This is a genomic window from Photobacterium sp. TY1-4 (assembly GCF_025398175.1).
Classification (GTDB): Bacteria; Pseudomonadota; Gammaproteobacteria; order Enterobacterales; family Vibrionaceae; genus Photobacterium.
In genome coordinates, this window is the sequence record NZ_CP099735.1 from 886,701 (window position 1) to 908,280 (window position 21,580).

The 21,580-nt window shown below is 48.9% G+C and carries 18 protein-coding genes; 4 read left to right on the forward strand and 14 right to left on the reverse strand.

Translation table 11 applies throughout. The features are described 5' to 3' along the window. Positions 1 to 257: 257 nt before the first annotated feature. The 6 genes from NH461_RS20755 to NH461_RS20780 form a co-directional block, all read right to left on the reverse strand. Complete coding sequence (locus NH461_RS20755; RefSeq protein WP_261604438.1) at positions 258 to 1,391, reverse strand: ISAs1 family transposase; 1,134 nt, start codon at positions 1,389 to 1,391, stop codon at positions 258 to 260. Positions 1,392 to 1,687: 296 nt separating this feature from the next. Continuing rightward, positions 1,688 to 2,770, reverse strand: coding sequence for a KTSC domain-containing protein (locus NH461_RS20760; protein ID WP_261604499.1), 1,083 nt, complete (start codon positions 2,768 to 2,770; stop codon positions 1,688 to 1,690). Further along, complete coding sequence (locus tag NH461_RS20765; protein WP_261604500.1) at positions 2,767 to 3,627, reverse strand: carbohydrate-binding protein; 861 nt, start codon at positions 3,625 to 3,627, stop codon at positions 2,767 to 2,769. Before NH461_RS20765 ends, NH461_RS20760 begins: the two co-directional genes overlap by 4 nt. Before the next feature lie 239 nt (positions 3,628 to 3,866). Then, positions 3,867 to 4,967: an endonuclease/exonuclease/phosphatase family protein gene (locus NH461_RS20770; protein WP_261604501.1), complete on the reverse strand. Its 1,101-nt coding sequence runs from the start codon at positions 4,965 to 4,967 to the stop codon at positions 3,867 to 3,869. A gap of 443 nt (positions 4,968 to 5,410) precedes the next feature. Beyond that, positions 5,411 to 6,025, reverse strand: a complete 615-nt coding sequence (locus tag NH461_RS20775; protein WP_261604502.1) for a PolC-type DNA polymerase III — start codon at positions 6,023 to 6,025, stop codon at positions 5,411 to 5,413. Between the two features lie 156 nt (positions 6,026 to 6,181). Beyond that, positions 6,182 to 7,519 carry a PLP-dependent aminotransferase family protein gene (locus NH461_RS20780; RefSeq protein WP_261604503.1) on the reverse strand — a complete coding sequence of 446 codons (1,338 nt, stop codon included), beginning with the start codon at positions 7,517 to 7,519 and terminating at the stop codon, positions 6,182 to 6,184. Between the two features lie 91 nt (positions 7,520 to 7,610). Between NH461_RS20780 and NH461_RS20785 the strand changes: the two genes are divergently transcribed. After that, positions 7,611 to 8,234 carry a DJ-1/PfpI family protein gene (locus NH461_RS20785; protein WP_261604504.1) on the forward strand — a complete coding sequence of 208 codons (624 nt, stop codon included), beginning with the start codon at positions 7,611 to 7,613 and terminating at the stop codon, positions 8,232 to 8,234. 97 nt (positions 8,235 to 8,331) lie between these two features. Here NH461_RS20785 and NH461_RS20790 read toward each other — a convergent pair whose 3' ends face one another. The 7 genes from NH461_RS20790 to gcl form a co-directional block, all read right to left on the reverse strand. After that, a complete protein-coding gene (locus tag NH461_RS20790; RefSeq protein WP_261604598.1) occupies positions 8,332 to 9,360 on the reverse strand; it encodes a methionine synthase in 1,029 nt (342 codons plus the stop codon). Positions 9,361 to 9,391: 31 nt separating this feature from the next. After that, a complete protein-coding gene (locus tag NH461_RS20795) occupies positions 9,392 to 10,366 on the reverse strand; it encodes a DUF1852 domain-containing protein (protein WP_261604505.1) in 975 nt (324 codons plus the stop codon). Between the two features lie 895 nt (positions 10,367 to 11,261). Continuing rightward, positions 11,262 to 11,876: a TetR/AcrR family transcriptional regulator gene (locus NH461_RS20800; RefSeq protein WP_261604506.1), complete on the reverse strand. Its 615-nt coding sequence runs from the start codon at positions 11,874 to 11,876 to the stop codon at positions 11,262 to 11,264. A 221-nt stretch (positions 11,877 to 12,097) separates the two neighbouring features. Further along, entirely contained in the window at positions 12,098 to 13,438 is a 1,341-nt protein-coding gene (locus tag NH461_RS20805; RefSeq protein WP_261604507.1) for a glycerate kinase, read from the reverse strand. A gap of 242 nt (positions 13,439 to 13,680) precedes the next feature. After that, positions 13,681 to 14,580, reverse strand: a complete 900-nt coding sequence (locus tag NH461_RS20810; protein WP_261604508.1) for a 2-hydroxy-3-oxopropionate reductase — start codon at positions 14,578 to 14,580, stop codon at positions 13,681 to 13,683. 73 nt (positions 14,581 to 14,653) lie between these two features. Next, the gene (gene hyi / locus NH461_RS20815; RefSeq protein WP_261604509.1) at positions 14,654 to 15,430 is read right to left on the reverse strand and encodes a hydroxypyruvate isomerase; all 777 of its coding nucleotides are present in this window, start codon (positions 15,428 to 15,430) and stop codon (positions 14,654 to 14,656) included. Between the two features lie 84 nt (positions 15,431 to 15,514). Further along, complete coding sequence (gcl, locus tag NH461_RS20820; RefSeq protein WP_261604510.1) at positions 15,515 to 17,308, reverse strand: glyoxylate carboligase; 1,794 nt, start codon at positions 17,306 to 17,308, stop codon at positions 15,515 to 15,517. A gap of 317 nt (positions 17,309 to 17,625) precedes the next feature. Between gcl and aceB the strand changes: the two genes are divergently transcribed. From aceB to NH461_RS20835, 3 genes are all read left to right on the forward strand, one after another. After that, positions 17,626 to 19,251, forward strand: a complete 1,626-nt coding sequence (gene aceB, locus NH461_RS20825; protein WP_261604511.1) for a malate synthase A — start codon at positions 17,626 to 17,628, stop codon at positions 19,249 to 19,251. A gap of 185 nt (positions 19,252 to 19,436) precedes the next feature. Beyond that, complete coding sequence (locus NH461_RS20830) at positions 19,437 to 19,874, forward strand: GlcG/HbpS family heme-binding protein (RefSeq protein WP_255390993.1); 438 nt, start codon at positions 19,437 to 19,439, stop codon at positions 19,872 to 19,874. Positions 19,875 to 20,147: 273 nt separating this feature from the next. Then, positions 20,148 to 20,408, forward strand: a complete 261-nt coding sequence (locus NH461_RS20835; RefSeq protein ID WP_261604512.1) for a hypothetical protein — start codon at positions 20,148 to 20,150, stop codon at positions 20,406 to 20,408. Positions 20,409 to 20,537: 129 nt separating this feature from the next. Here NH461_RS20835 and trhA read toward each other — a convergent pair whose 3' ends face one another. Beyond that, entirely contained in the window at positions 20,538 to 21,200 is a 663-nt protein-coding gene (gene trhA, locus NH461_RS20840; RefSeq protein WP_261604513.1) for a PAQR family membrane homeostasis protein TrhA, read from the reverse strand. Positions 21,201 to 21,580: the final 380 nt, after the last annotated feature.

The following is a 21,580-nucleotide window of genomic DNA, read 5'->3' on the forward strand; positions in this document are numbered from 1 at the left end:
GAGGGTAGAGGACTGTTTGGGGCTCGTTTCGGCAATTGGCATATTTTCTAACTCATTTATGCCCCATTCTGTGCTAGCACCTATTTTTTACGTTAAATCTTATACGCATCATTTGACTTAGTTTTCATGGTGAAACTATGTGCTGATTGTCGAATACTTGTTTAAGGAACGGTACTAGGTACTGCCAATTCCATAGACATATGTTATATCAATGACTTAGATATCCAATTGGAAGCCCAGGGTGAGAGCATGAATGCTCATTTTTCACTCACCGCCTTAAAACCAGCCAGTAACACCTTGTCCAGATAAGCGGTATTCATCGCTGCAATGTTCTGTTTACGTCGAATGCTAGCCTTTTTCGAGGTTTCGGCTCGCAACATGTTCAGTGCAATGTGCCGAAAACAGGCCATGATCTCAGCTGCATCTCCGCGATAAATCTGGCAAGCATCCTCGTTCATTGATGCATCAAGTACCCAGTGCAGGCTGTTTTCAATTCCCCAGTGGCCACGCACTGCGGTGGCAAAACGCTCTTTCTCCAACTCAGCAGAGCTGATGTAATAGCGATATTCGAGTGACTCTTTACCTGATTTATCAATGCGATAACCAATGGTAACGCCGATGCTCTTTAGACCTTTCCAATCAGGAAACTGTTGTACCAACTCACCAGCAGGTAGTACATGATATTCTCGGGCTTCGATTCGTCCGTGGCTTTGCTCCACCGTGACATTTTCAGGGGCGCTCTGAATCGAAATCTTCGCAGACAACGCCTGACGTACAGCTTTAGCCAATGTTTCCTGGTTACCTTTAACTGCAAGTAAATAATCACCACCTTTATCAATGATGGTTGAGGCGATGTTGGTCTGGCAGGCTATTGCGTCAATCGAAATCAGGCAGCCTTTGATGTCCAGCAAGTTAAGCAGTTCCGGTATTGCCGTGATCTCGTTCGACTTCGCATTGGTTTTGAGTTGGCCCATAACTACGCTGTTGGCCGTGGCGAAGGCACTAACCATATGAATCGTAGATTGCCTGCTTTCGCGGTTATATGAGCTACGCAACACCTTACCATCGATAGCGATTAACTCACCGTCTGAGCGCTCAGTAACGGCTTGCATCCAGTTGATAAAACACTCCTGAAACTGACTTGGATCTAGGCGTGAGATAACACGAGCAATGGTGTCGTGAACAGGAAGTCCAGATGTAAAAAGTCCTTTTTGCTGAAACCATTGAAAATGTGCTTCACCGAAATCTTCAATGTCTTCCCAGCCCTCAGCTCCAGCAATCGTCGCACAAACAGTAAGAAACAGAACATCGAATAAGGGATAACAGATTTTCGCAGACTGACGAGGGTCGTGCAGATCGCCAAAATACTGAGAAAAAGCCTCGATACTCACCTTAGAACTCCCGAAAAAGGGAGTATAAGATCATAATTCGATCGGCCGGTCAAACTCACAGAATTTGGTCACAAAACGTTCGTGATCTCACCCTGATTGGAAGCCTTAGTCTAGAAGTTGAAGAATATGAAATAGGAATCTAAATCGACTGACGATACTACATAAGATAACTAGCCTTAAAAACACAGAGGCACCACCACAAGAGAAAATGCTGATGCCTCTATCAGTCACTCAATAACAGCCCTGTATCTGTATGGAAGTAAAGCAACTACCTCAGTAAGTTTCCGTAATGAAACCTACTCCTCTATTTTTTCATAAGCATACTGATCTTTAATGAATTCATTAAAATAAGTGCCATGACTCGATGCATTGATAAAAGTGTTCCCAATGTGTCCTGGGACATCATAGTAACGGTAGCCACCACCATATTTAAAACGCACATCCAACATGTGTGAGATCTCTGAGTAGCCAATATTAGAAATGGCCGAAGACGATACTCGGTGTTGCTCAAACATAGGATATGGCGTCAAGCCATTAACTGTATCGATAATTCTCTGAGCGATAACAGGCGCGCCGCGGTTCTTAAGATACGCAACTTCTAGGCCATGCCCAGTAGGATCAGATAGTAGATTCGCATATACCGAATCTGAAGGAACTGCGCCGTATGCTAAACGTACTGCCAACATAATCAAGTCATTCGCATTAGTGAACGTTTTGGCAATTTCTGGCACCTGCTGCCCATAATAGCCCCCAACACTATAAGTTGGATTAGCTATACCCATATAACCGAGCATAGGGTAATCCGACAGTGCAGCTTGATTGGGATAGACATAGGAGTAGGACACACTCGTATAAACCGCATTCCCATAGAAGTTACCTTGTGAATGAGTAACTAATACTGTTCTAGCACACTTTCCAACTTGGCTCTCCACGACCCTTTCAGCCGCAGTGTAGTCATACTCTTGCATTAATGAATCGACTTCTTCAATGACGGTACTGTAGAACCAAGCTAGCATCTCGGCAGCATCTTCCAAAACCGAAACATCCTTACCACTAACAAGTCGATTCAAGAATCTCCCGTAGCCGGCTTCATATTGCTCATCGGTCATTTTATGAAAAGCGACCTCAGCTATTTGCAACAAAAGTGTCTCCGAGTAGTTATAGGAATATTCGACGCCCGATGCCTTTTCAAAAGTATAAAGATATTTGTCTTGGAATCGATTCAAAGCACTCACGTTTTGCTTAGCCGCTTCTGAAGAAGTAAACATTCCGTTGATGTAGACAAGTTGGAGTTTATCAACGTTAACTTCACACTGAGCCGCACTCGTACTAGCATAAAATAGTGACATCAAACCAAGAATAGTCGCGAGCTTTTTCATTTCACCGCCTCCTCTGCCATTGTCCCTACACACGGTTGCTCAATCGTCAAAATCGCATCAAGATCGTGCCCCATCTGCTCGAAAATACGCTCTTTACCGGTTCGGTAGGTTAACGCTCTGTACAAGGTATCGGTATGCAGCTCTAGTGGCGTCATTTCAATAACACCTGTTTTCAGCAACTCCTCCGCACATTCTTCCAAAACCAAAATTTCGTTGTACTTTTTAGTCGCATCCTCAATTGACAACTGGATGGATTTATCAAACGCAATTTCATTGATATCGGTATACTCAAGACCTAGGTTAATGGCCAGCTGAACAATTTTGGGGTTTTGATACGCCTCTGTTACAGCCACTTCGTAACTATCACGAACTCCATTGTTATCTTTATCCACTCCCACAATTGCCTCAGGGGATTTAGGGTCTAAATCTGGGTCAGGGTCAGGGTCAGGGTCAGGGTCAGGGTCAGGGTCAGGGTCAGGGTCAGGGTCAGGGTCAGGAGATGGTTCTAAATCATCGAGTAAACGCCAAGTGCCAGACTTAGAAGGATACTCTCCTTGAACCCACCATTTAGCTAGGTAAATATCTCCGTCAAAGTTCACGACTGAACCACCTGCATAAGGTGTTTCATGCTTATAGTTGTCAATCGTATCTGCATCGATGTGAATCCAACCATCCCAAGAGATATCATTTATTACTGGCTCAGTTCCTTGTGTCCAATGAGAAGATACAAATGACTCTCCATGGTGAGTGACTAGGTCACCCGAATTGTAAACAGTATCTTTATTCCATGACTCCGTCGCATGTGCTACCAGTGGGATACCTAAACTAACCGCTATCGCAATAACGTTTTTCTTCATATTTCATCCTTAAATACTATTTCAGCGCCTTCTTTAGAGGATGAGTAGGAAACTTGATGTAACAAAGCGTTCATACTCATCAAATAGATAAATTGAATTCCCGGAATTATCTAGCGTTACGCCAGATTGAATCTTTAAGGTAAAGGAAGTGTCTTTGCTTATCTGAACATCTATTGGGGTCGCTTTACCGCTTGCATCCTTTAGAAGTAAACCACCCTCATAAGCACTACCAATGCTTTTCAACGTGATGGTTTCATTTTTTGAGTCTGTGCCGACAGGATTAGGCAGTAAGGCAGTAAGGCAGTAATTTCAACATGAGGCTTTTGTATCTCAGTTAATCCCAACTTTGCAATTACCGGAAGGTGGTCAGATGCGCGTGTGTCATTATTACCATCGATAGCAGATGGGTGCTCAAACGTACGAATCAGCCATTTTGAAGAAAACTCTGAATCAATTGCAGGAGAAATATATATTTGGTCATACAACCCATGTGAGTTGATAGTGTCAGTGATGTAATTGTCGAGGTTCATCTGACGTGAGCCAACAACGACAGAATCCACTTTCTTAAAATAGTCACCGGTTACTGAATTGCTTTTTAAACCATAACTAACGATATCTCTAGCTGCGAGTGTTTCAGTCAAGTTAATTAAAAAGGGACCGGGTAAATCCTCTCTTTGTCGAATTGCTTCATATCCCATTTCTAATGTATTTGAAGAAGCATCATCCGGTGTGTCATTAAAATCGCCGAGCAATACGACATTCGGGTTTGATTGAGCGTCGATAAATTCAACAATATCAAGAGCAGCTCCAACCCGTTGGACCTCCGAGCTGGCTCGGCCACTATAGCGTGACTTGGCATGATGGTTAAGCAACAGAACCTCACCAATATCTGTTTCTACATAAAGCTTTAGAACCCTTCGCGCATCGACAAAATTGTCATTTTTATTAGTGAAAGCGAAATCCAACACTTCATCGGCGTTGGTTGTAGAGCCTGAGCTCAAGCGAAATAGCACCCCTTTGCGCACCGCAAAGGCTAGGTTCATATCATCGGTACTATCGTCGTCAATGATCACTGTCCAATCTGATGGTTTAAAGTAGTGTTCAACCGCCAATCGGTCGCGCACTTCCTGTAAAGCCACCACGTCAACATTTGCCAATTGGGCAGCAACTATTAAGAAGTTCGCTTCTCTGCCTTTGGTCATGCATGCGGATAAGAACTTAGCATTATATGTAGCCACACTAAAAGGCTTAGTGTGTAGAGATGAATTAGGCGAGGTCGCGGCGTATGAATAAAATGCAACTGACATCACTGCTATAAGCAACATCTTTTTTATCAACATAAGTGGGGTCTGCGTTATAGGATTTCATTTAGATCCTAAAGCGTATTGTGCTAACTTCACTTCATATGCAGAAACTTGGAATATATTGGTAATTTTTTCCATCGATATTATTATTGATTACATAACAAACATTACCCAACTCGAACGTTTACGACCAAACACCAGTCTAGTTAGCATGAAATGACTACCTGATCTGCACCAGTGATGCTGGACACTCTACTAAGCGACATACCTGTAGTTATCCATGATTTGCTAATTTAGAAAAGTTACTGACTCATTTTTATCCAATAATACTTTTGATTTGGTCAAGATTTCTTGTGATTTAGAAATACAGCGACATTCATGATGATGGCGAACTTTGTCGCTGATATTTAGAAATTCACTTAAGCGACAAAGAGCCCGAAATCAAATACTTGATGAAAAAGCGTTTGAGTATGAATGAGTTAAGCACGACTTCTAGCAAGCAGCAGGTCGACTTTTCCTTTTGCTGTTTTACTAACGGTTTGCATAAACTGAAAACTTGGCTTGGCGATGCCTAATTTCTCCAAGTCCTCTACCATTTGAAGCCAAAGTTTGGCTGTCATTTGTGCATCGGCTAATGCTCGGTGAAAAACACCGTCGTTGTCGATGTTTTTGTAGCGAACAAGCTCACCAAGTTTGTGTGATGGTGCACCTTGAATCAGCCGCCTTGCTACCAGCAAGGAGCAAGCGAACTCTCCTGAATAACCACAGTTAATTCTCTCAAGCTCTGCGTCTAGAAATCGCTTATCGAACGAAGCGTTGTGCGCGATAAGATTCTCACCCGCAATGAACTCACTAAACGATGCCATCACCTCATCGCAGCTTGGAGCTGTACGTAACATGTCATTGGTGATGCCGGTATAGCTTTCAATGAATGAGTTCACTCTGAAGCCAGGATTCATGAGTTGCTGAAAAGTATCGACAACCTCACCATTCACTAATTTAACCGCGCCGATCTCAATTGCACGGTCACCCTGATTAGGAGAGAGGCCAGTGGTTTCAAAGTCGAGTACGACCACGGAATTTGCTTGAGGCATGACGTTTTCCAACTAAACAATAATGCGCAAGAGTATCATCGAAAACGATAGGAAAAGAAAGGCGATGGCACTCTGGAGAGTGCTCATCGTTCTGTATCAGCTAAGTTACTGATGAGTCATGTTATTTAACTCGCGCTGAAAGACTTCTCATTTCTATCAGAGATACTGATGGTATTCGATGACATTCTTCACCTTGGTCAAAGCATGCCTGAGTACATCGAACTCCACGGACCCTATTGCGATTCGAAGCGCATGTGGCACTTGAACTGATGTCGCAAATGGCACCGCGGTTGAAACCGAAATGTCATTGTCGAGCAGTTCCTTCGCGACCCTATCAGCCCGCACTTCTTCAGGAAGCGGGATCCAAAGGAAATAGGAAGCGGGATGCCCAACATACTTCAAGTCTCCAAGCACTTCAGCCGCTATGTTTTGCCTGATGACGGCATCTTGTCTCTTCTCCGACTCTAACCTGGCAAGCGTTCCGTCTTTAATCCAATCGCAGACGATTGCAGTCATTACAGCAGGAGTATTCCAGATGGTTGCACGAATGGTCCGTTCAATGAGGGGAATGTAGGCCGGAGGAGCGGTGACGAAACCCACCCGTAATCCTGTGGCAATGCTTTTGGAGAAGCCTGAAACATAAATGGTTCTTTCCGGCGCTAAGGCCGCTAAAGGGGTTGGTGCCTCCGCTTCGAGAAATGCATATGCAGCATCTTCAATGAGGATCAAATCGTGCTGGCGCGCTAACTTGACCAACTGTTGTCGGCGTTCCATATTCAAAACCCAACCCAGTGGATTATGTACTGTTGGCTGTGTATAGACGGCGCGGACACGGCGTCTGGAACACAAACGCTCAAGCACATCCAGGTCAGGCCCGCTATCCAGTGTGGGGATAGCGACTAGTTCTAATCCGAGGCTTTCTGCTAAGACTTTCATTCCCGGATAGGTTAAAGCGTCTATTGCCAGTACGTCCCCTGGGTTGAATACAGCCATCGTGGTAACGGCTAATCCATGTTGCGCGCCACTGACGAATAACACATATGCCGCATCAACTTGTAATCCCAGTTTGCTCAGGTGCTTCGCGATGATTTCCCGCTCAGAGAGTCGACCACCATGCGGTTGGTAACGAAGTAGAGAATTAATGTCGCCCGAGGAAGCTAGTTTGCGCAATGCAACACGCAACAATTCCCCTTGCTGGGGCAAGGCGGGAATGCTGAAGTTTAAATTCACCATCTCCGCTGTCATCGCTGGTTGATCAATCCCTAAACCCGGAGGCAAAGCTGCTTCGCGAACAAACGTCCCGCGGCCGGTTTCACTGCTGACTAATCCCATGGCTTCAAGCTCAGCATAAACCCGTGACGCTGTCGCCAACGCCATACCATGTTGGCTGGCCAATTGACGATGCGTGGGTAATCGGTGCCCCGGACGAAACTTGCGGGAATGAATATCTGCAGCGAGCGAGTCGACAACTTGCTTGTAACGGGCTTTCGGCATATTCGATTGTATCTATGACAATTTTTTGTTTGTGCTAGTTATTGTTTCTATAGTGGCGAGACAAATCAAGCCGAAACGGAGCATTGATACCATGCATATTACTATTCTTACTTTTGACGGATTTAATGAACTCGATTCATTGATCGCATTTGGTATCCTGAACCGAGCCAATCATAATTGGCGCGTATCGATTGCCAGCCCGACACCGCGTGTCACATCGATGAATGGTGTCGTGATTGAAGCACAAGCCTCAATCAGCGAAGCGGTTAAAGCCGATGTTGTGTTATTGGGTAGTGGGATGCAAACCAGGGAAATCGTCAATGACGCTTCCTTGATGGATCAGCTCAAACTTGACCCAAACAAACAATTACTCGGGGCGCAATGTTCAGGCACTTTAATTTTAGCGAAACTCGACCTACTCGATGCCGTTCCGGCCTGTACGGATTTAACGTCCAAGCCTTGGGTGCAGGAGGCTGGTATTGAAGTGCTCAACCAGCCTTTTTTCGCCAATGGCAATTTAGCGACTGCTGGCGGCTGTCTGGCCTCCTCTTATCTCGCTTGCTGGGTCATTGCCCGTTTAGAAGGGATTCAGGCGGCGAAGAACGCAATGCATTATTTTGCCCCTGTCGGGGAGAAGGATGAATTTGTCGAACGTATGCAGCGTCATGTGACGCCCTATTTGAATCAGGGAAATCCCCCTAACATTCACGGATGAGGGGGAAATCATTCGCTGTTTGAACGGTTAATGAAGTGTTCGGCGTTCATGATTTGTATAATGCAATCTTCAACGTAATCCGGACACTTGATTCGTCTTAGGCCAACAGTTCTCTTCGCACAATTTCAGCCCCCGCACTTAAGGCTTTCAGCTTCCCTCTTGCAACCTCACGAGACAAAGGCGTCATCCCACAGTTGGTGCAAGGATAAAGCTTGTCTGCATCGACAAACTGAAGAGCTTTTCGCAGGGTATCAGCGACTTCCTCTGGCGTCTCAATCGTGTTGGTTGCCACATCAATCGCCCCGACCATCACTTTTTTGCCGCGGATCAGTTCAAGCAGCTCGATGGGCACCCGAGAGTTGTGACATTCCAGCGAGATAATATCGATATTCGATTGTTGCAGCTTCGGGAACACTTCTTCGTATTGCCGCCACTCGGTGCCCAAGGTCTTTTTCCAATCGGTATTGGCTTTAATGCCATAGCCGTAGCAAATATGGACCGCGGTTTCGCACTTCAGTCCTTCAATGGCACGTTCTAAACACGCAATACCCCATTCATTCACGTCGTCAAAAAACACATTAAAAGCAGGTTCATCAAACTGGATGATATCCACGCCGGCAGCCTCTAATTCTTTGGCTTCCTGATTGAGGATTTTGGCAAACTCCCAGGCCAGTTTTTCACGGCTGCCATAATGGTCATCATAAAGCGTATCGATCATGGTCATGGGACCTGGCAAGGCCCACTTGATCGGTTGCTTGGTTTGCTGGCGTAAAAACTTGGCATCTTCGACAAAAACAGGCTTTTGGCGAGAAACAGGACCAACGACCGTCGGGACACTCGCATCATAGCGGTCACGAATTTTAACGGTCTTCCGGTTCTCAAAGTCAACGCCGCTCAGGTGCTCAATAAACGTAGTCACAAAGTGTTGGCGCGTTTGCTCGCCGTCACTGACAATATCAATCCCTGCGAGCTGCTGCTCTTGTAATGACACACGTAGCGCATCGTGTTTGCCGTCCAGTAATTCCCCACCTTGCAACTTCCAAGGTGACCATAGTACCTCTGGCTGTGCCAGCCAGGATGGTTTCGGCAAACTGCCTGACGTTGAAGTCGGTAATAATTTTTTCATCATAAAGGCTGCTTTCTATTCTCGTGATGGTTCAGGCGTATTGAGCAGACCATTGCTCTAGAATGGTTTGGTACGGTTTAATGAAGTACTGCTCCGTAAATTTACCCTGTTCAATCGCCAGCTGGCTACGCTCGGCTCGGTCATAAACAATTTGCGTTAATGAATGATCCAGATTCTTCAAATTGGGTTGATACCGACTGCCCGCAACCGCATTCGCATTATAGATTTCAGGTCGGTAGATCTTTTGAAACGTTTCCATCGTGCTGATGGTGCTGATTAGCTCAAGATTCGTGTAATCATTGAGTAAATCACCAAAGAAATAGAATGCTAAAGGTGCGACAGTATTTGGCGGCATAAAATAGCGAACCTGTAACCCCATTTTTTTGAAGTATTGCTCTGTCAAAGAAGACTCATTCGGCTGGTACTCAATCCCTAATACCGGATGCTGATTTTCAGTGCGATGATAGATTTTGTTATCGGAAACACTCAGACAGATAACCGGAGGCTTCTTAAAGTTCTGTTTATAAGCGTCTGAATTCACGAAATGCTTAAACATCTTGCCGTGCAAATCGCCAAAATTATCCGGAATGCTGAATGTCGGTTGGTCTTTATTATGATCCAGCAGCAATACGCTGAAGTCATAGTCACGAACATAAGAAGAGAAGTTATTCCCGACAATTCCTTCAATACGCTCATTCGTTTGATGGTCAACGATATTGGTTTTCAAAACTTCAATCGATGGGAAAGTCTGACCACTGCCTTCAATATCCACATCCACAGAAATGATTTCAAGCGCGACTGAATAACGAGCTCCGTTCGGGTTATCCCAATGGGCCAAGGCATTAAAACGGTTGTCAATCATCTTTAGGGTGTTACGCAAATTCGCTTGACGACTCTCTCCCCTTGCCAAATTCGCAAAGTTAGTTGTGATGCGAGTGTTGTCTGAAGGACGATAGTCTTCATCGAAGCAAATGCTATGAATTTTAAATTTAAAGTCTTTGTTCATCGTGATCTGGTATCCAATGTCCGAGAGAAAGCCTGAATTTAGCCCGTGTTCTTTCTAGTTTTCTTTTGTGGCTTTTCCAGTTTTTCTTTGATTTATGTCAAATAACCTAACTAGGATTCGATTCTAATGTGATCCAGAGCCATAAGCAGAGTGTTATTACTTCATATCGATCATGAGAAATATTCATGATTTATCATGGGTGAATGCTCCCGGTGAGGAACTATCCGGGATATCGTGCTTACTTCGAAGGGGTTGATATGAACGTCAAAATAGTTTTTTGGTTGGTCGTTTGTAGAAAAACAGAAAATCAAAGTGGTCCGTGAGCCAACGTCACAAGAGCACTGATTGCACGAAAAGTTCACGCCGATTTAGTCAACAAAGCTCCAGTACAAAGCAACGTAAATGATGTCTTTCCTGACGACACCGTCCGTTTCACCCCAGCCAGGGGATCAAACAAAGAGGAGGAGTTTTTGCTAAATAATCGAATTGAAGGCTATTTGAGCATATATACCGGCTATGAGCCAATTAAGCGAAATTCTCAACTGTACTTTACTGGAACTATATTTCGAGTTTCTCCGAGTGTTGCAGAGCGATACCTCGGAGGAAGCCAACCAAGAGTGCTGTATAAAGTCCGCATAAGAACTGTTTATTACGTCATTCCCGAGCACGAAATACAGGCTATAGCGACACCACAGTTAGAATCTTGCGAGTAAATGGTAAGGCAGTAAAATCGCTGTTCTTAACTGTCGGTTTCTCAGTGAAGGAAACTCGGTTTAAAAGTGTTCAGAACAATTATCACACCAAATCATATCCACGCAGAATTCGCTTTCAACTCGTTAATCACTAATCCGACAATTCAATCTTCAACAGACTCAAACTAGATCGGTAATCCCCCCTAAACATGACTCTTCACCCCACATCCCTTGATCACCAGTTGGGTCAGGAACCGGGCGGCGTCCTCGTAGTCCTGATGGCTGAGGGCTTCTTTTTGCATCACGTTACAGATCTGCCAGCTGAAATCGGCATAGGTTTGGGTGGCGGACCAGATCATAAACATCAGGTGATGCGGGGGTACCGGATCCATCAGCCCCTGCTCGCTCCAGGTGGTAAATTTATCCATGATCATCTGGGACTGCTGAAATAACTCTTCACGGATATCTTCCGGCAGCGACTGACCACCCGACATCACTTCGCTCGCGAATACCCGTGACGCGTGGGGATGATCCCTCGAAATCATCAGTTTGGTCTGGATATAGCGGGTTAATGCCTCGATTGGATCATCCAGCGCCTCGATTGGACGCGACGCGGCCAGCAACGGCTTGGTGACGGTTTCCAGCACCGCAAAGTAGAGCTTGTCTTTCGAGCTGAAGTAGTAAAAGACATTGGGCTTGGGGATCTCTGCCGCTTTGGCAATATCGACAATTTTAGTCGCGGAGTAGCCGTGGGTCGCAAACTGCTCGCTGGCAACCTGAATAATATGCGCCTGTTTTTTTTGCCTGATCCGAGTCATTGCGGGTTCCGGGTGATCAATCGTTCGTCAAGTCTAAAGAAATCAAAGAGAAAGACCAATGTGCGGGGAATAAAAATGGCGTCTGAGTCAAGTTCGCACCAAAACTGTGTGCGTGGACAACGTATTCTGCAGCTGAAAGACGGCCGCCCGGCGCACGAAGACAGGGAGGTTGTGCCGCCAGACGACGTCTTTCAATTTTTAAGCCGGATGCAACCGATGCGTTACACAATCAAAATGGCGCGAAAATCGTTTACATTGGTCAGTGTCGGCCCGGTAAAGACTAGGCTGTCGGTCTGCTCGAAAAAAGCGTAGCTGTTGTTGTTATCCAGATAATCCTGCGCTTTTAAGCCTATCGACTGAGCCTTCGTCCAGGTTTCCGGTGAAATCCAGGCCCCGGCGTTATCTTCCACCCCATCAATGCCGTCGGTATCTGCGGCAATCGCATATACCTGCGGCTGCCCCTTCAGTTCATTGAGCAAACTCAGCAGGAATTCACAATTGCGGCCACCGCGCCCTTCCCCTTTCACGATCACGGTAGTTTCACCGCCGGAAATCAGGATGCAAGGGGCCTGAAACGGCTGCTGACGCGTGACCACCTGGCGCGCCAGCGCAGCATGGACCTTAGCAACGTCCCGGGCTTCCCCTTCAACGCAGTCACTCAAAATATAAGCCGGGATCCCCAGGCCCTGCGCTTCGGCAGCCGCTGCTTCCAGCGCCATTTGCGGGGTCGCGATTAAGTGGTTCTGGCAACGCGTCCAGCACGGATCGTCCGGTTTCACCGTTTCCGATGCGGGCTGATTGAGCCACTGGTGCGCCGCAGACGGCACGTCAATCTGATAGCGTTCGAGGATTGCCAGAGCATCAAACCGGGTGGTGCTGTCCGGCACGGTCGGGCCGGAAGCGATCACGCTCAGATCGTCTCCCGGCACATCCGAAATGGCCAGCGTGATCACCTGAGCCGGATATGCCAGTTTTGCCAGCCGTCCCCCTTTCAGCGCCGACAGGTGTTTGCGCACACAGTTCATTTCATCAATGGCGGCACCGGAGCGGAGCAGCGCTTTATTGAGGGCCTGTTTCTCGGCCAGTGAGATCCCCGGAGCCGGCAGGCTCAGCAGGGCCGAGCCACCACCGGAGATCAGACAAATCAGGGTATCTGCTTCACTGAGCCCGGCCGCCAGTTCAAGCGCCCGCTCACCGACGGCCATCCCCATTTCATCCGGCACCGGATGCGACGCTTCGATCACTTCAATCATCTCGCAGGGTGCCGTATGGCCATAGCGGGTCACCACCAGCCCTTCCAGCTCAGGGAGGTCAGTCGAGTCTGCCTGCTCCGGCCGAATGCTGGCCAGCTTAGCGGTTTCATGCTGCCAGATCCGCTCCAGCTCCTGCGCCATGGACGCCGCAGCTTTCCCGGCGCCAATCACGACGGTTCGCCCGCCCTTTTGGCGCGTCTGGGTAAACAGGGATTCCGGGAGAAATGAAGCCATGTGACCTTGCGGCAGCGCTTGTTTCACCGCGCTGTCGTACAAGATCCGCAATACGTGTTTCGCATCGATGTCCATCTTCAACTCCTTGTCGACGGATAAAAACTGAGAATTCAGAGAAAAGATCCCGCTGCCATGGTCGGCGGCCTGCATGCCGGGCGCTGAGCCAGGTCGGAGACGGCCAGCCCCATTGCCGACACGGACAGCGGGAACGCGCGGCAAAGGAGACAAAAGCGCGCGGTTTAGTAAGAATGCTGTGATCACCGAGAAAGCGGCAGCAAGCCGCTGCCGCCTCAAGGTTTCAGGGAAACGGTCGTCGATCAGTCCCGGATCGAGTGGCCCGCCCGTTTTTCAATCGCTTTCACCAAGGCCGAATGGTCCCAGTTTTCACCACCGAGGGCGACACACTCATCAAACAATGCCTGCGCCGTTTCCGTGTTTGGCAGCGACACCCCCAACGCTTCAGCGCCGTTCAGTGCCAAATCCAGATCTTTCTGGTGCAGCGAAATTCTGAAACCCGGATCAAAGGTGCCTTTCACCATGCGCTCACCGTGGACTTCCAGGATTTTCGAGCTGGCAAACCCACCCAGCAGTGCTTCGCGCACCCGCGCCGGATCGGCGCCTGCTTTCGAGGCAAACACCAGCGCTTCTGACACCGCTTCGATGTTCAGGGCCACGATGATCTGGTTCGCCACTTTACAGGTTTGCCCGGCACCGTTTTCACCCACCAGGGTGATGTTCTGACCCAGGATTTCAAACAGCGGATACGCTTGATCAAATGCAGCCTGATCGCCACCAACCATGATACTCAGGGTGCCATTGACGGCACCGACTTCACCGCCGGAGACTGGCGCATCCAGATACTGCGCGCCACTTTCTTTAATCCGTGCGGCAAATTCCTTGGTCGGGATCGGCGCAATCGAGCTCATGTCGATCACCAGCTTGCTGGCCGCATTGCCGCTGGCCTGGATGCCGTGCTCGACGCCATTGTCACCGAACAGCACTTCCTGTACCTGAGGCGTGTTCGGCACCATCAGGATCACCACATCCGCCAGTTTGGTCGCCTCACTTGGATTGCGGCACACCAAAGCGCCGGCAGTCACCAGCTCCTGTGGTGGCTGGATGAAGTGATCCGACAGGACGATAGTGTGCCCGGCCTTTTGCAGGTTCTGCGCCATGGGCTTGCCCATAATCCCGGTGCCGATAAATGCGATTTTCATGCTTTCTCTCCTTGATCTTGCTTGAATTTCAGGTCGTTCATTTCAAATCTGTTTTGGGTACTTGTCTCAGCGCTTAGCGGTACTGATTCAGCCAGTTCAGCCCTTCGAGCGTGGTGGTTTTCGGCTTGTACTCGCAGCCGACCCAACCGGCATATCCGAGCAAATCAAGATGGCTCAGCACAAACGGATAGTTGATTTCACCGGTACCCGGCTCATGACGACCCGGATTGTCAGCCAGCTGGACGTGGGCAATCTGGCCCAGGTTCTCCTGTAGGGTGATGGCCAGATCCCCTTCCATGATCTGCATGTGGTAGATGTCGTATTGCAGCGACAGGTTCGCGCTGCCGACTTCGGCAATGATCGCCTTGCCCTGCGCCGTGGTGTTGAGGAAGAAGCCCGGAATATCGCGGGTATTGATGGCTTCAATCACCAGACGGATCCCTTCGGCTTCCAGCGCCTGCGCCGCAAAACGCAGGTTGTCGACCAGAGTTGCATGCGCCTGCTGCTCAGAGACGCCATCCGGCACAATCCCGGCCAGGCAGTTCACCTGGGTACAGCCCAGCGCCTTGGCGTATTCAATCGCTAGTGGCACACCGTCGCGGAATGCTTCAACCCGAGTCGGGTCGACGGCGATACCGCGATCCCCGGCTTCCCAGTCGCCGGCCGGCAGGTTGAACAGCACTTGCTGGAGCTGATTGTCCGCCAGACAGGATTTGATTACCTCCGCCGGATAATCGTACGGAAACAGGTACTCGACCCCGTCAAACCCGGCTTTCGCCGCCGCTTCAAAGCGATCGAGAAAGTCGTGTTCGGTAAAAAGCATGGATAGATTTGCAGCAAATTTTGGCATGGTTCTGTCCTTAAAGAGTGTTCTCCATGGCCTGTGGCTCAGAGGACTAAGCCACAGGCGATATGTACGATGACGACACGGCGATTAAGCCTGCCCGGCGCCTTCTCCCTGATGTGCCAGCGCAGTCGGGGCATCGGCGATACTCTCGGCCAGCGGCTCAAACTCGTTGATGGCATTGATTTCAACGCCCATCGCGATGTTGGTGACCCGCTCCAGAATCACTTCCACCACCACCGGCACCCGGTACTGGTTCATCAGCTCGCGTGCCTCGGCAAACGCAGCCTGTAGCTGGTCCGGATCAGTGACGCGAATCGCTTTACAGCCCAAGCCTTCCACCACGGTGACATGGTCGACCCCGTAGCCGTTCAGCTCCGGTGCATTCTGGTTTTCAAAGGCCAGTTGGACACAGTAGTCGATATCAAACTGACGCTGCGCCTGGCGGATCAGCCCCAGGTAGGAGTTGTTCACCAATACATGGATGTACGGCAGGTTGAACTGCGCCCCGACTGCCAGCTCTTCAATCATGAACTGGAAGTCATAGTCGCCGGAGATTGCGACCACATCGCGGCTCGGATCAGACGCCTTGACGCCCAGTGCCGCCGGCGTCGTCCAGCCCAACGGGCCCGCCTGACCACAGTTGATCCAGTGACGCGGCTGATAAACATGCAGGAATTGCGCAGCGGCGATCTGCGACAGACCAATGGTGCTGACGTAGCAGGTCTCACGGCCAAACGCCTTGTTCATCTCTTCATACACGCGCATCGGCTTGATCGGGGTGTCTTCAAAGTGGGTTTTACGCAACAAGCTTGATTTACGTGCCTGACATTCCCCGACCCACTGGCTGCGCTCGGCCAGCTTTCCTGCATCCCGCCATTCACGGGCGACGTCCACCAGCAGTTCTAATGCGGCTTTGGCATCCGAAACAATTCCCAGATCCGGGCAGAACACGCGGCCAATCTGGGTTGGTTCGATATCAATGTGCACAAACTGACGCCCTTCGGTGTACACATCCAGCGAGCCGGTATGGCGATTCGCCCAGCGGTTACCGATCCCAATCACAAAGTCAGAATTCAGCAGCGACTCATTGCCGTAACGATGCGCGGTCTGCAAGCCGACCATGCCAGCCATCAGCTCATGATCATCCGGAATTGTGCCCCAGCCCATCAGCGTCGGGATCACCGGCACCCCGGTAATTTCCGCAAATTGCTGCAACAGCTCAGACGCATCCGCATTGATGATGCCGCCCCCGGCCACAATCACCGGCTTGGCAGACGCATTCATCATGCTCAGCGCTTTCTCGACCTGAGCGCGGGTCGCTTTGGGCTTGTACGCTTCCAGCGGCGCATAGCTGTCGATATCAAACTCGATCTCCGCCAGTTGGACATCCAGCGGCAAATCGATCAGCACCGGACCGGGACGGCCAGAGCGCATCAGATGAAAAGCCTGCTGAAACGCGCGCGGCACCTGAGCCGGCTCCAACACCGTGGTCGCCCACTTGGTCACCGGCTTGGCAATGGATTCAATATCGACCGCCTGAAAATCCTCTTTGTGTAGACGGGCACGCGGTGCCTGGCCGGTAATACACAGGATTGGGATGGAATCTGCCGAGGCCGAGTACAGCCCGGTGATCATATCAGTGCCGGCCGGGCCGGATGTGCCGATACACACCCCAATGTTTTCGGGTGCAGAGCGGGTATAGCCTTCGGCCATGTGTGACGCCCCTTCCACGTGGCGGGCCAGCACGTGGTCGATCCCGCCCAGCTTTTTCATCGCCGCATACATCGGGTTAATCGCCGCACCGGGCACCCCAAAGGCAATATCCACACCTTCGCGTTTCAGCACTTCGATTGCAGCTTCGATTGCTTTCATCTTAGCCATTCAGACCTCCATTTCATTGTATACAATTTATCGTTGTTTTGTATACTATGGACAATGTAGATAATTTCGCAAGCCTTGCAAAAACTTTTTCTTAACATCTGACACCCCCTTCTTTTGTCAGCCACATCGTAACCCGCTGTCTTTATTGATAAATAATTCAAATCCCACAACTGGAATTATTTTTTGCCTTTTTTAAATGAAACTAAATTGTTAAAAAACCCTTTGCTTGTTTACACAATTTCCAATATAAGTATTTTTATATCTTATTTTTTGTACACAAAACCGTAAGATATTGTTCAAAAGGAGACGACATACATATGCTTACACCAGAAAAAGACAAGGCACCGGGTGCCTGTTTAGCAGTACGGGGATCGACCGACAACGAGGAATATCAGGCGATTCTGTCGCCGGAGGCGCTGGACTTCTTAGGGAAGCTGGTCAGTGAATTCGGTGAACGTCGCAATGGGCTGCTGGCTGAGCGCGATCGCAAGCAGCAACGCTTTGATGCCGGTGAACTACCGGACTTTCGTGAAGATACCCAGGCTATTCGAGACGACAAAAGCTGGCAGGTTGCCGCCATTCCACCAGCCCTTCAGGATCGCCGGGTGGAAATTACCGGGCCGGTTGATCGCAAAATGGTGATCAATGCGCTCAATTCCGGCGCCAAAGTTTTCATGTGCTGCTTTGAAGATGCCTCTTCACCAACCTGGGAAAATATGGTTGAAGGGCAAATCAATCTGCGCGATGCCAACCGGGGCACCATCAGCTATCACGATAAACAAAAAGATAAACACTATATGCTGAATGACGACCCCGCCCTTCTGATTGCCCGTCCGCGAGGCCTGCACCTGCCGGAGCAATCAATCACATTCAATGGCCAGCCGATCCCGGGTTGCCTGATGGATTTCGCACTGTACTTTTTTCACAACTACCAGACTCGTGCCGACCAAGGCCACGGGGTGTACTACTACATTCCGAAGCTGGAAAGCATGGAAGAAGCGCAGTGGTGGGACGATGTGTTCCGCTTGACCGAAGATCACTTTGCCGTTGCACGCGGGACGATCCGGGCCACAGTGCTGATCGAAACCCTGCCCGCCGTATTCCAGATGGAAGAGATGCTGTATGCGATGAAAGATCACATCGTAGCGATGAACTGCGGCCGCTGGGACTATATTTTCAGCTACATCAAAACCCTGAAAAAGCATCCCGATCGGATCCTGCCCGATCGCCACGGGATCGGCATGGATCAGCCGTTCCTCAACGCCTACAGTCAGCTGCTGGTGCGCACCTGCCACGCCCGCGGCGCCCTGGCGATGGGCGGCATGTCTGCCTTTATCCCAGCCAAAGATCCGGCCGAGATGGAAAAAGTTACCGCCAAGGTCATTGAAGACAAGGCGCGGGAAGCGCGCAACGGCCATGACGGCACCTGGGTTGCCCACCCGGCTTTGGTCGATCTGGCGATGTCGGTCTTTAACCCGTATCTGGATGGCCAGCCCAACCAGCTGAATTTCCAGAGTCCGACCCATCCGATCCCTGCTGAGTTGCTGCTGCAACCCTGCCCCGGCACCCGCGACGAAGCCGGGGTGCGGAAAAACATCCGGATTGCGCTCTATTACATCGAGGCCTGGATCCAGGGCATGGGTTGTGTGCCGATTTACGGCCTGATGGAAGATGCCGCCACCGCGGAAATCTCCCGCGCCAACATCTGGCAGTGGATCCATCATGGGATCACACTCGATGACGGGCAACGCTTTACGGCAGAACTCTTTCAGACCTGGCTCTATCAAGAGCTGGAGACCATAAAACAGGAAGTTGGTGATACGCGTTATGCTGCCGGTCGGTTTAAAGAAACCGCTGACCTTTTTTATAAACTGTCCACAGCTGACGCCTTCGCCAACTTCCTGACTCTACCCAGTTATGCGCTGCTGCAAGGAGCAGCTTGATACCAATCGTAGTAAGTAACTGGTCATCCTAGCTTGTTAAAACGCTCGATAACTGCGTTAGAATTTTTGATTGTAGAATAACTACTTATCAAAAAATTCTGCCTTGTTCTCAAGCGTTTTTCCTACGCTATTTCTAATCATTTACTTACTGTGATTGGTATAATTAACAGAAATCAGGAGTAAACATGGGAAGTTTAAGTCTACAACAAGCGTTAGCCATCACGCATGGCACCTTTGAGGCGGGCATCCAGTCGAACACGGCCCCGCTCACCGTCGCAGTGCTTGATAGCGGCGGAAAACTCATCTCGCTGCAACGCCAGGATGGGGCCAGTATGATGCGCCCGGACATCGCCATCGCGAAAGCCTGGGGGGCACTGGCCCTGGGATGTTCATCGAGAAAACTGGCGCAAGATGCAGACGCTCGTCCCGCGTTTATTTCTGCCGTGAACGTGCTCGCCCACGGCAACATGGTCCCGGTGCCCGGCGGCCTGTTGATCCGCGATGCCCAGCAAAATGTGGTCGGGGCCGTGGGCGTAAGCGGCGATCTGTCGGATATCGACGAACGATGCGCTCTCAACGGCATCGGGTTCGCCGACCTGTTCAGCGATGAATTCGCCGCCTGACATCCGCACATTCCCGCCACGTTCAGGGAAACCAAACCGTCATTACCAAGGCCGCATTGTGGCCTTTTCTTTTTGGAATGGCTAAAGTTCGTTTTACTGGTTAAAACTAAACAGATAGCCCATTGGGGGTGAGTTCTCTTCCCCACGAGAACAGCTCTTACGGCCAATAATTTAGATATAATTACGGATTATATTCATTTTACTAATAGGCGTGATTTATAATGACTCTGTTTTTATTCAGAAACCTATTATTTTCAGTGAGGATTAATGCATATGAATAGTAATCAATCATCCGTTTTTTCGGAATTATTAAAAATTCATGTCGAGGCTGTCGCAGCCAACACGCGGTCGATTTACCATCAAACTGAGAATGCAGAAACCAAAAGAGCGATTGCTGCTGCATGTGCTTTAGAGCTCATCAAAAGTGAAGTGACAGGTTGCGAAACATCTAACCTGGAATACCTCCTTGATAACTTAAAACATTTCACGGACATGATCCAAAAAGCCCTTGAAGTGGCGGAAGATAAAAAATAATTTCTGAGTTTTTTAATACTGAACGATGAATCACTGTATTAAATACTCCCCTATATTTACCGAAAACATTAATCATAAGGAATCATATGACCGTGAAAGTTGAATTTTTTGTCATTGACATCATTGTTATTAATAAGCATACCAGAAAATAGCAAAAAAATGACATGCGGTACCGCCCATGACAAAAAGGTGCCAAAGCAAGTGCCCGTACAGTAAATGTGAATCGGTCGCAAAAAACACAACACCCAGCGTATAGGAGAGGCCACCGGCCAGTAGCCAGAGTATCCCCGCCATGGGCACACTGGCCAGCATTGGCTCGAGAGCAAAGACAATCAGCCAGCCCATCAAGAGATAAAGGCCGGTTGATAAAACGGGGTGATTCAACCTTTGAAATGTTTTCAGCATGACGCCGATAAAAGCAAGGAACCAGATCAGTGCGAAAAGCGTCCAGCCCAATGCGCCTTTCAATACCCCCAGGGTGAACGGCGTGTATGTCCCTGCGATGAGTAAAAAAATTGCGGCGTGATCGATGATCCGAAAAATCCGCTTGGCCCGGCCCAAAGGCAGCGCATGATATATAGTTGAGGACAGGTATAGCAATATCGCCGTTGCGGAGAAAATACAGGCGCCGACCATGTATCCAATATCCCCTCGCCGGGCCGCATCGATGATCAGAAAAGGGGTTCCGACCAGCAGCCCGAGCAATGCGATGCCGTGGCTAATGCTGTTCGCAAGTTCTTCTTTTTTCAGTTGTCCTCGATTTGAATCAGCGTTCAGTATGCGTATATTCATGGAATAACAAATCAATAGGAAGAAAGCCGACTATCATAAAACGCTGGTAGTCAGCTTCCTTAAATCAGCATAAGCAAGTGACGATACTATTTGTGTTGCTTATCTGATGAAGACGTCTGTGGGTGTTCCTCTTTTTTACTCTCGCGAATCTGGTGATCATCCGTTCGTTTTTTTCCCGTGTCACGATCAACCTCATTTTTTTCATGCGAAAACATATTTTTAAGCCAATCAAACATATTATCACCTATCAACTATATTGATTTGACTATTTTAGGGATGGTTAAGGACTCTATGATTGTAGTTGTTCAGCGAAGTATCCGTTAGGGAAAGTCTGATAGATTCAGTAAACGCCTTTGCCTGAAAAAATCATACTGTTGCAT

Bases quoted from the DNA above. Each gene is read 5' to 3' on its own strand.
- NH461_RS20760 (WP_261604499.1), bottom strand. From the start codon at position 2,770: ATGAAAAAGCTCGCGACTATTCTTGGTTTGATGTCACTATTTTATGCT.
- NH461_RS20765 (WP_261604500.1), bottom strand. From the start codon at position 3,627: ATGAAGAAAAACGTTATTGCGATAGCGGTTAGTTTAGGTATCCCACTG.
- NH461_RS20770 (WP_261604501.1), bottom strand. From the start codon at position 4,967: ATGTTGATAAAAAAGATGTTGCTTATAGCAGTGATGTCAGTTGCATTT.
- NH461_RS20775 (WP_261604502.1), bottom strand. From the start codon at position 6,025: ATGCCTCAAGCAAATTCCGTGGTCGTACTCGACTTTGAAACCACTGGC.
- NH461_RS20780 (WP_261604503.1), bottom strand. From the start codon at position 7,519: ATGCCGAAAGCCCGTTACAAGCAAGTTGTCGACTCGCTCGCTGCAGAT.
- NH461_RS20785 (WP_261604504.1), top strand. From the start codon at position 7,611: ATGCATATTACTATTCTTACTTTTGACGGATTTAATGAACTCGATTCA.
- NH461_RS20790 (WP_261604598.1), bottom strand. From the start codon at position 9,360: ATGAAAAAATTATTACCGACTTCAACGTCAGGCAGTTTGCCGAAACCA.
- NH461_RS20795 (WP_261604505.1), bottom strand. From the start codon at position 10,366: ATGAACAAAGACTTTAAATTTAAAATTCATAGCATTTGCTTCGATGAA.
- NH461_RS20800 (WP_261604506.1), bottom strand. From the start codon at position 11,876: ATGACTCGGATCAGGCAAAAAAAACAGGCGCATATTATTCAGGTTGCC.
- NH461_RS20805 (WP_261604507.1), bottom strand. From the start codon at position 13,438: ATGGACATCGATGCGAAACACGTATTGCGGATCTTGTACGACAGCGCG.
- NH461_RS20810 (WP_261604508.1), bottom strand. From the start codon at position 14,580: ATGAAAATCGCATTTATCGGCACCGGGATTATGGGCAAGCCCATGGCG.
- hyi (WP_261604509.1), bottom strand. From the start codon at position 15,430: ATGCCAAAATTTGCTGCAAATCTATCCATGCTTTTTACCGAACACGAC.
- gcl (WP_261604510.1), bottom strand. From the start codon at position 17,308: ATGGCTAAGATGAAAGCAATCGAAGCTGCAATCGAAGTGCTGAAACGC.
- aceB (WP_261604511.1), top strand. From the start codon at position 17,626: ATGCTTACACCAGAAAAAGACAAGGCACCGGGTGCCTGTTTAGCAGTA.
- NH461_RS20830 (WP_255390993.1), top strand. From the start codon at position 19,437: ATGGGAAGTTTAAGTCTACAACAAGCGTTAGCCATCACGCATGGCACC.
- NH461_RS20835 (WP_261604512.1), top strand. From the start codon at position 20,148: ATGAATAGTAATCAATCATCCGTTTTTTCGGAATTATTAAAAATTCAT.
- trhA (WP_261604513.1), bottom strand. From the start codon at position 21,200: ATGAATATACGCATACTGAACGCTGATTCAAATCGAGGACAACTGAAA.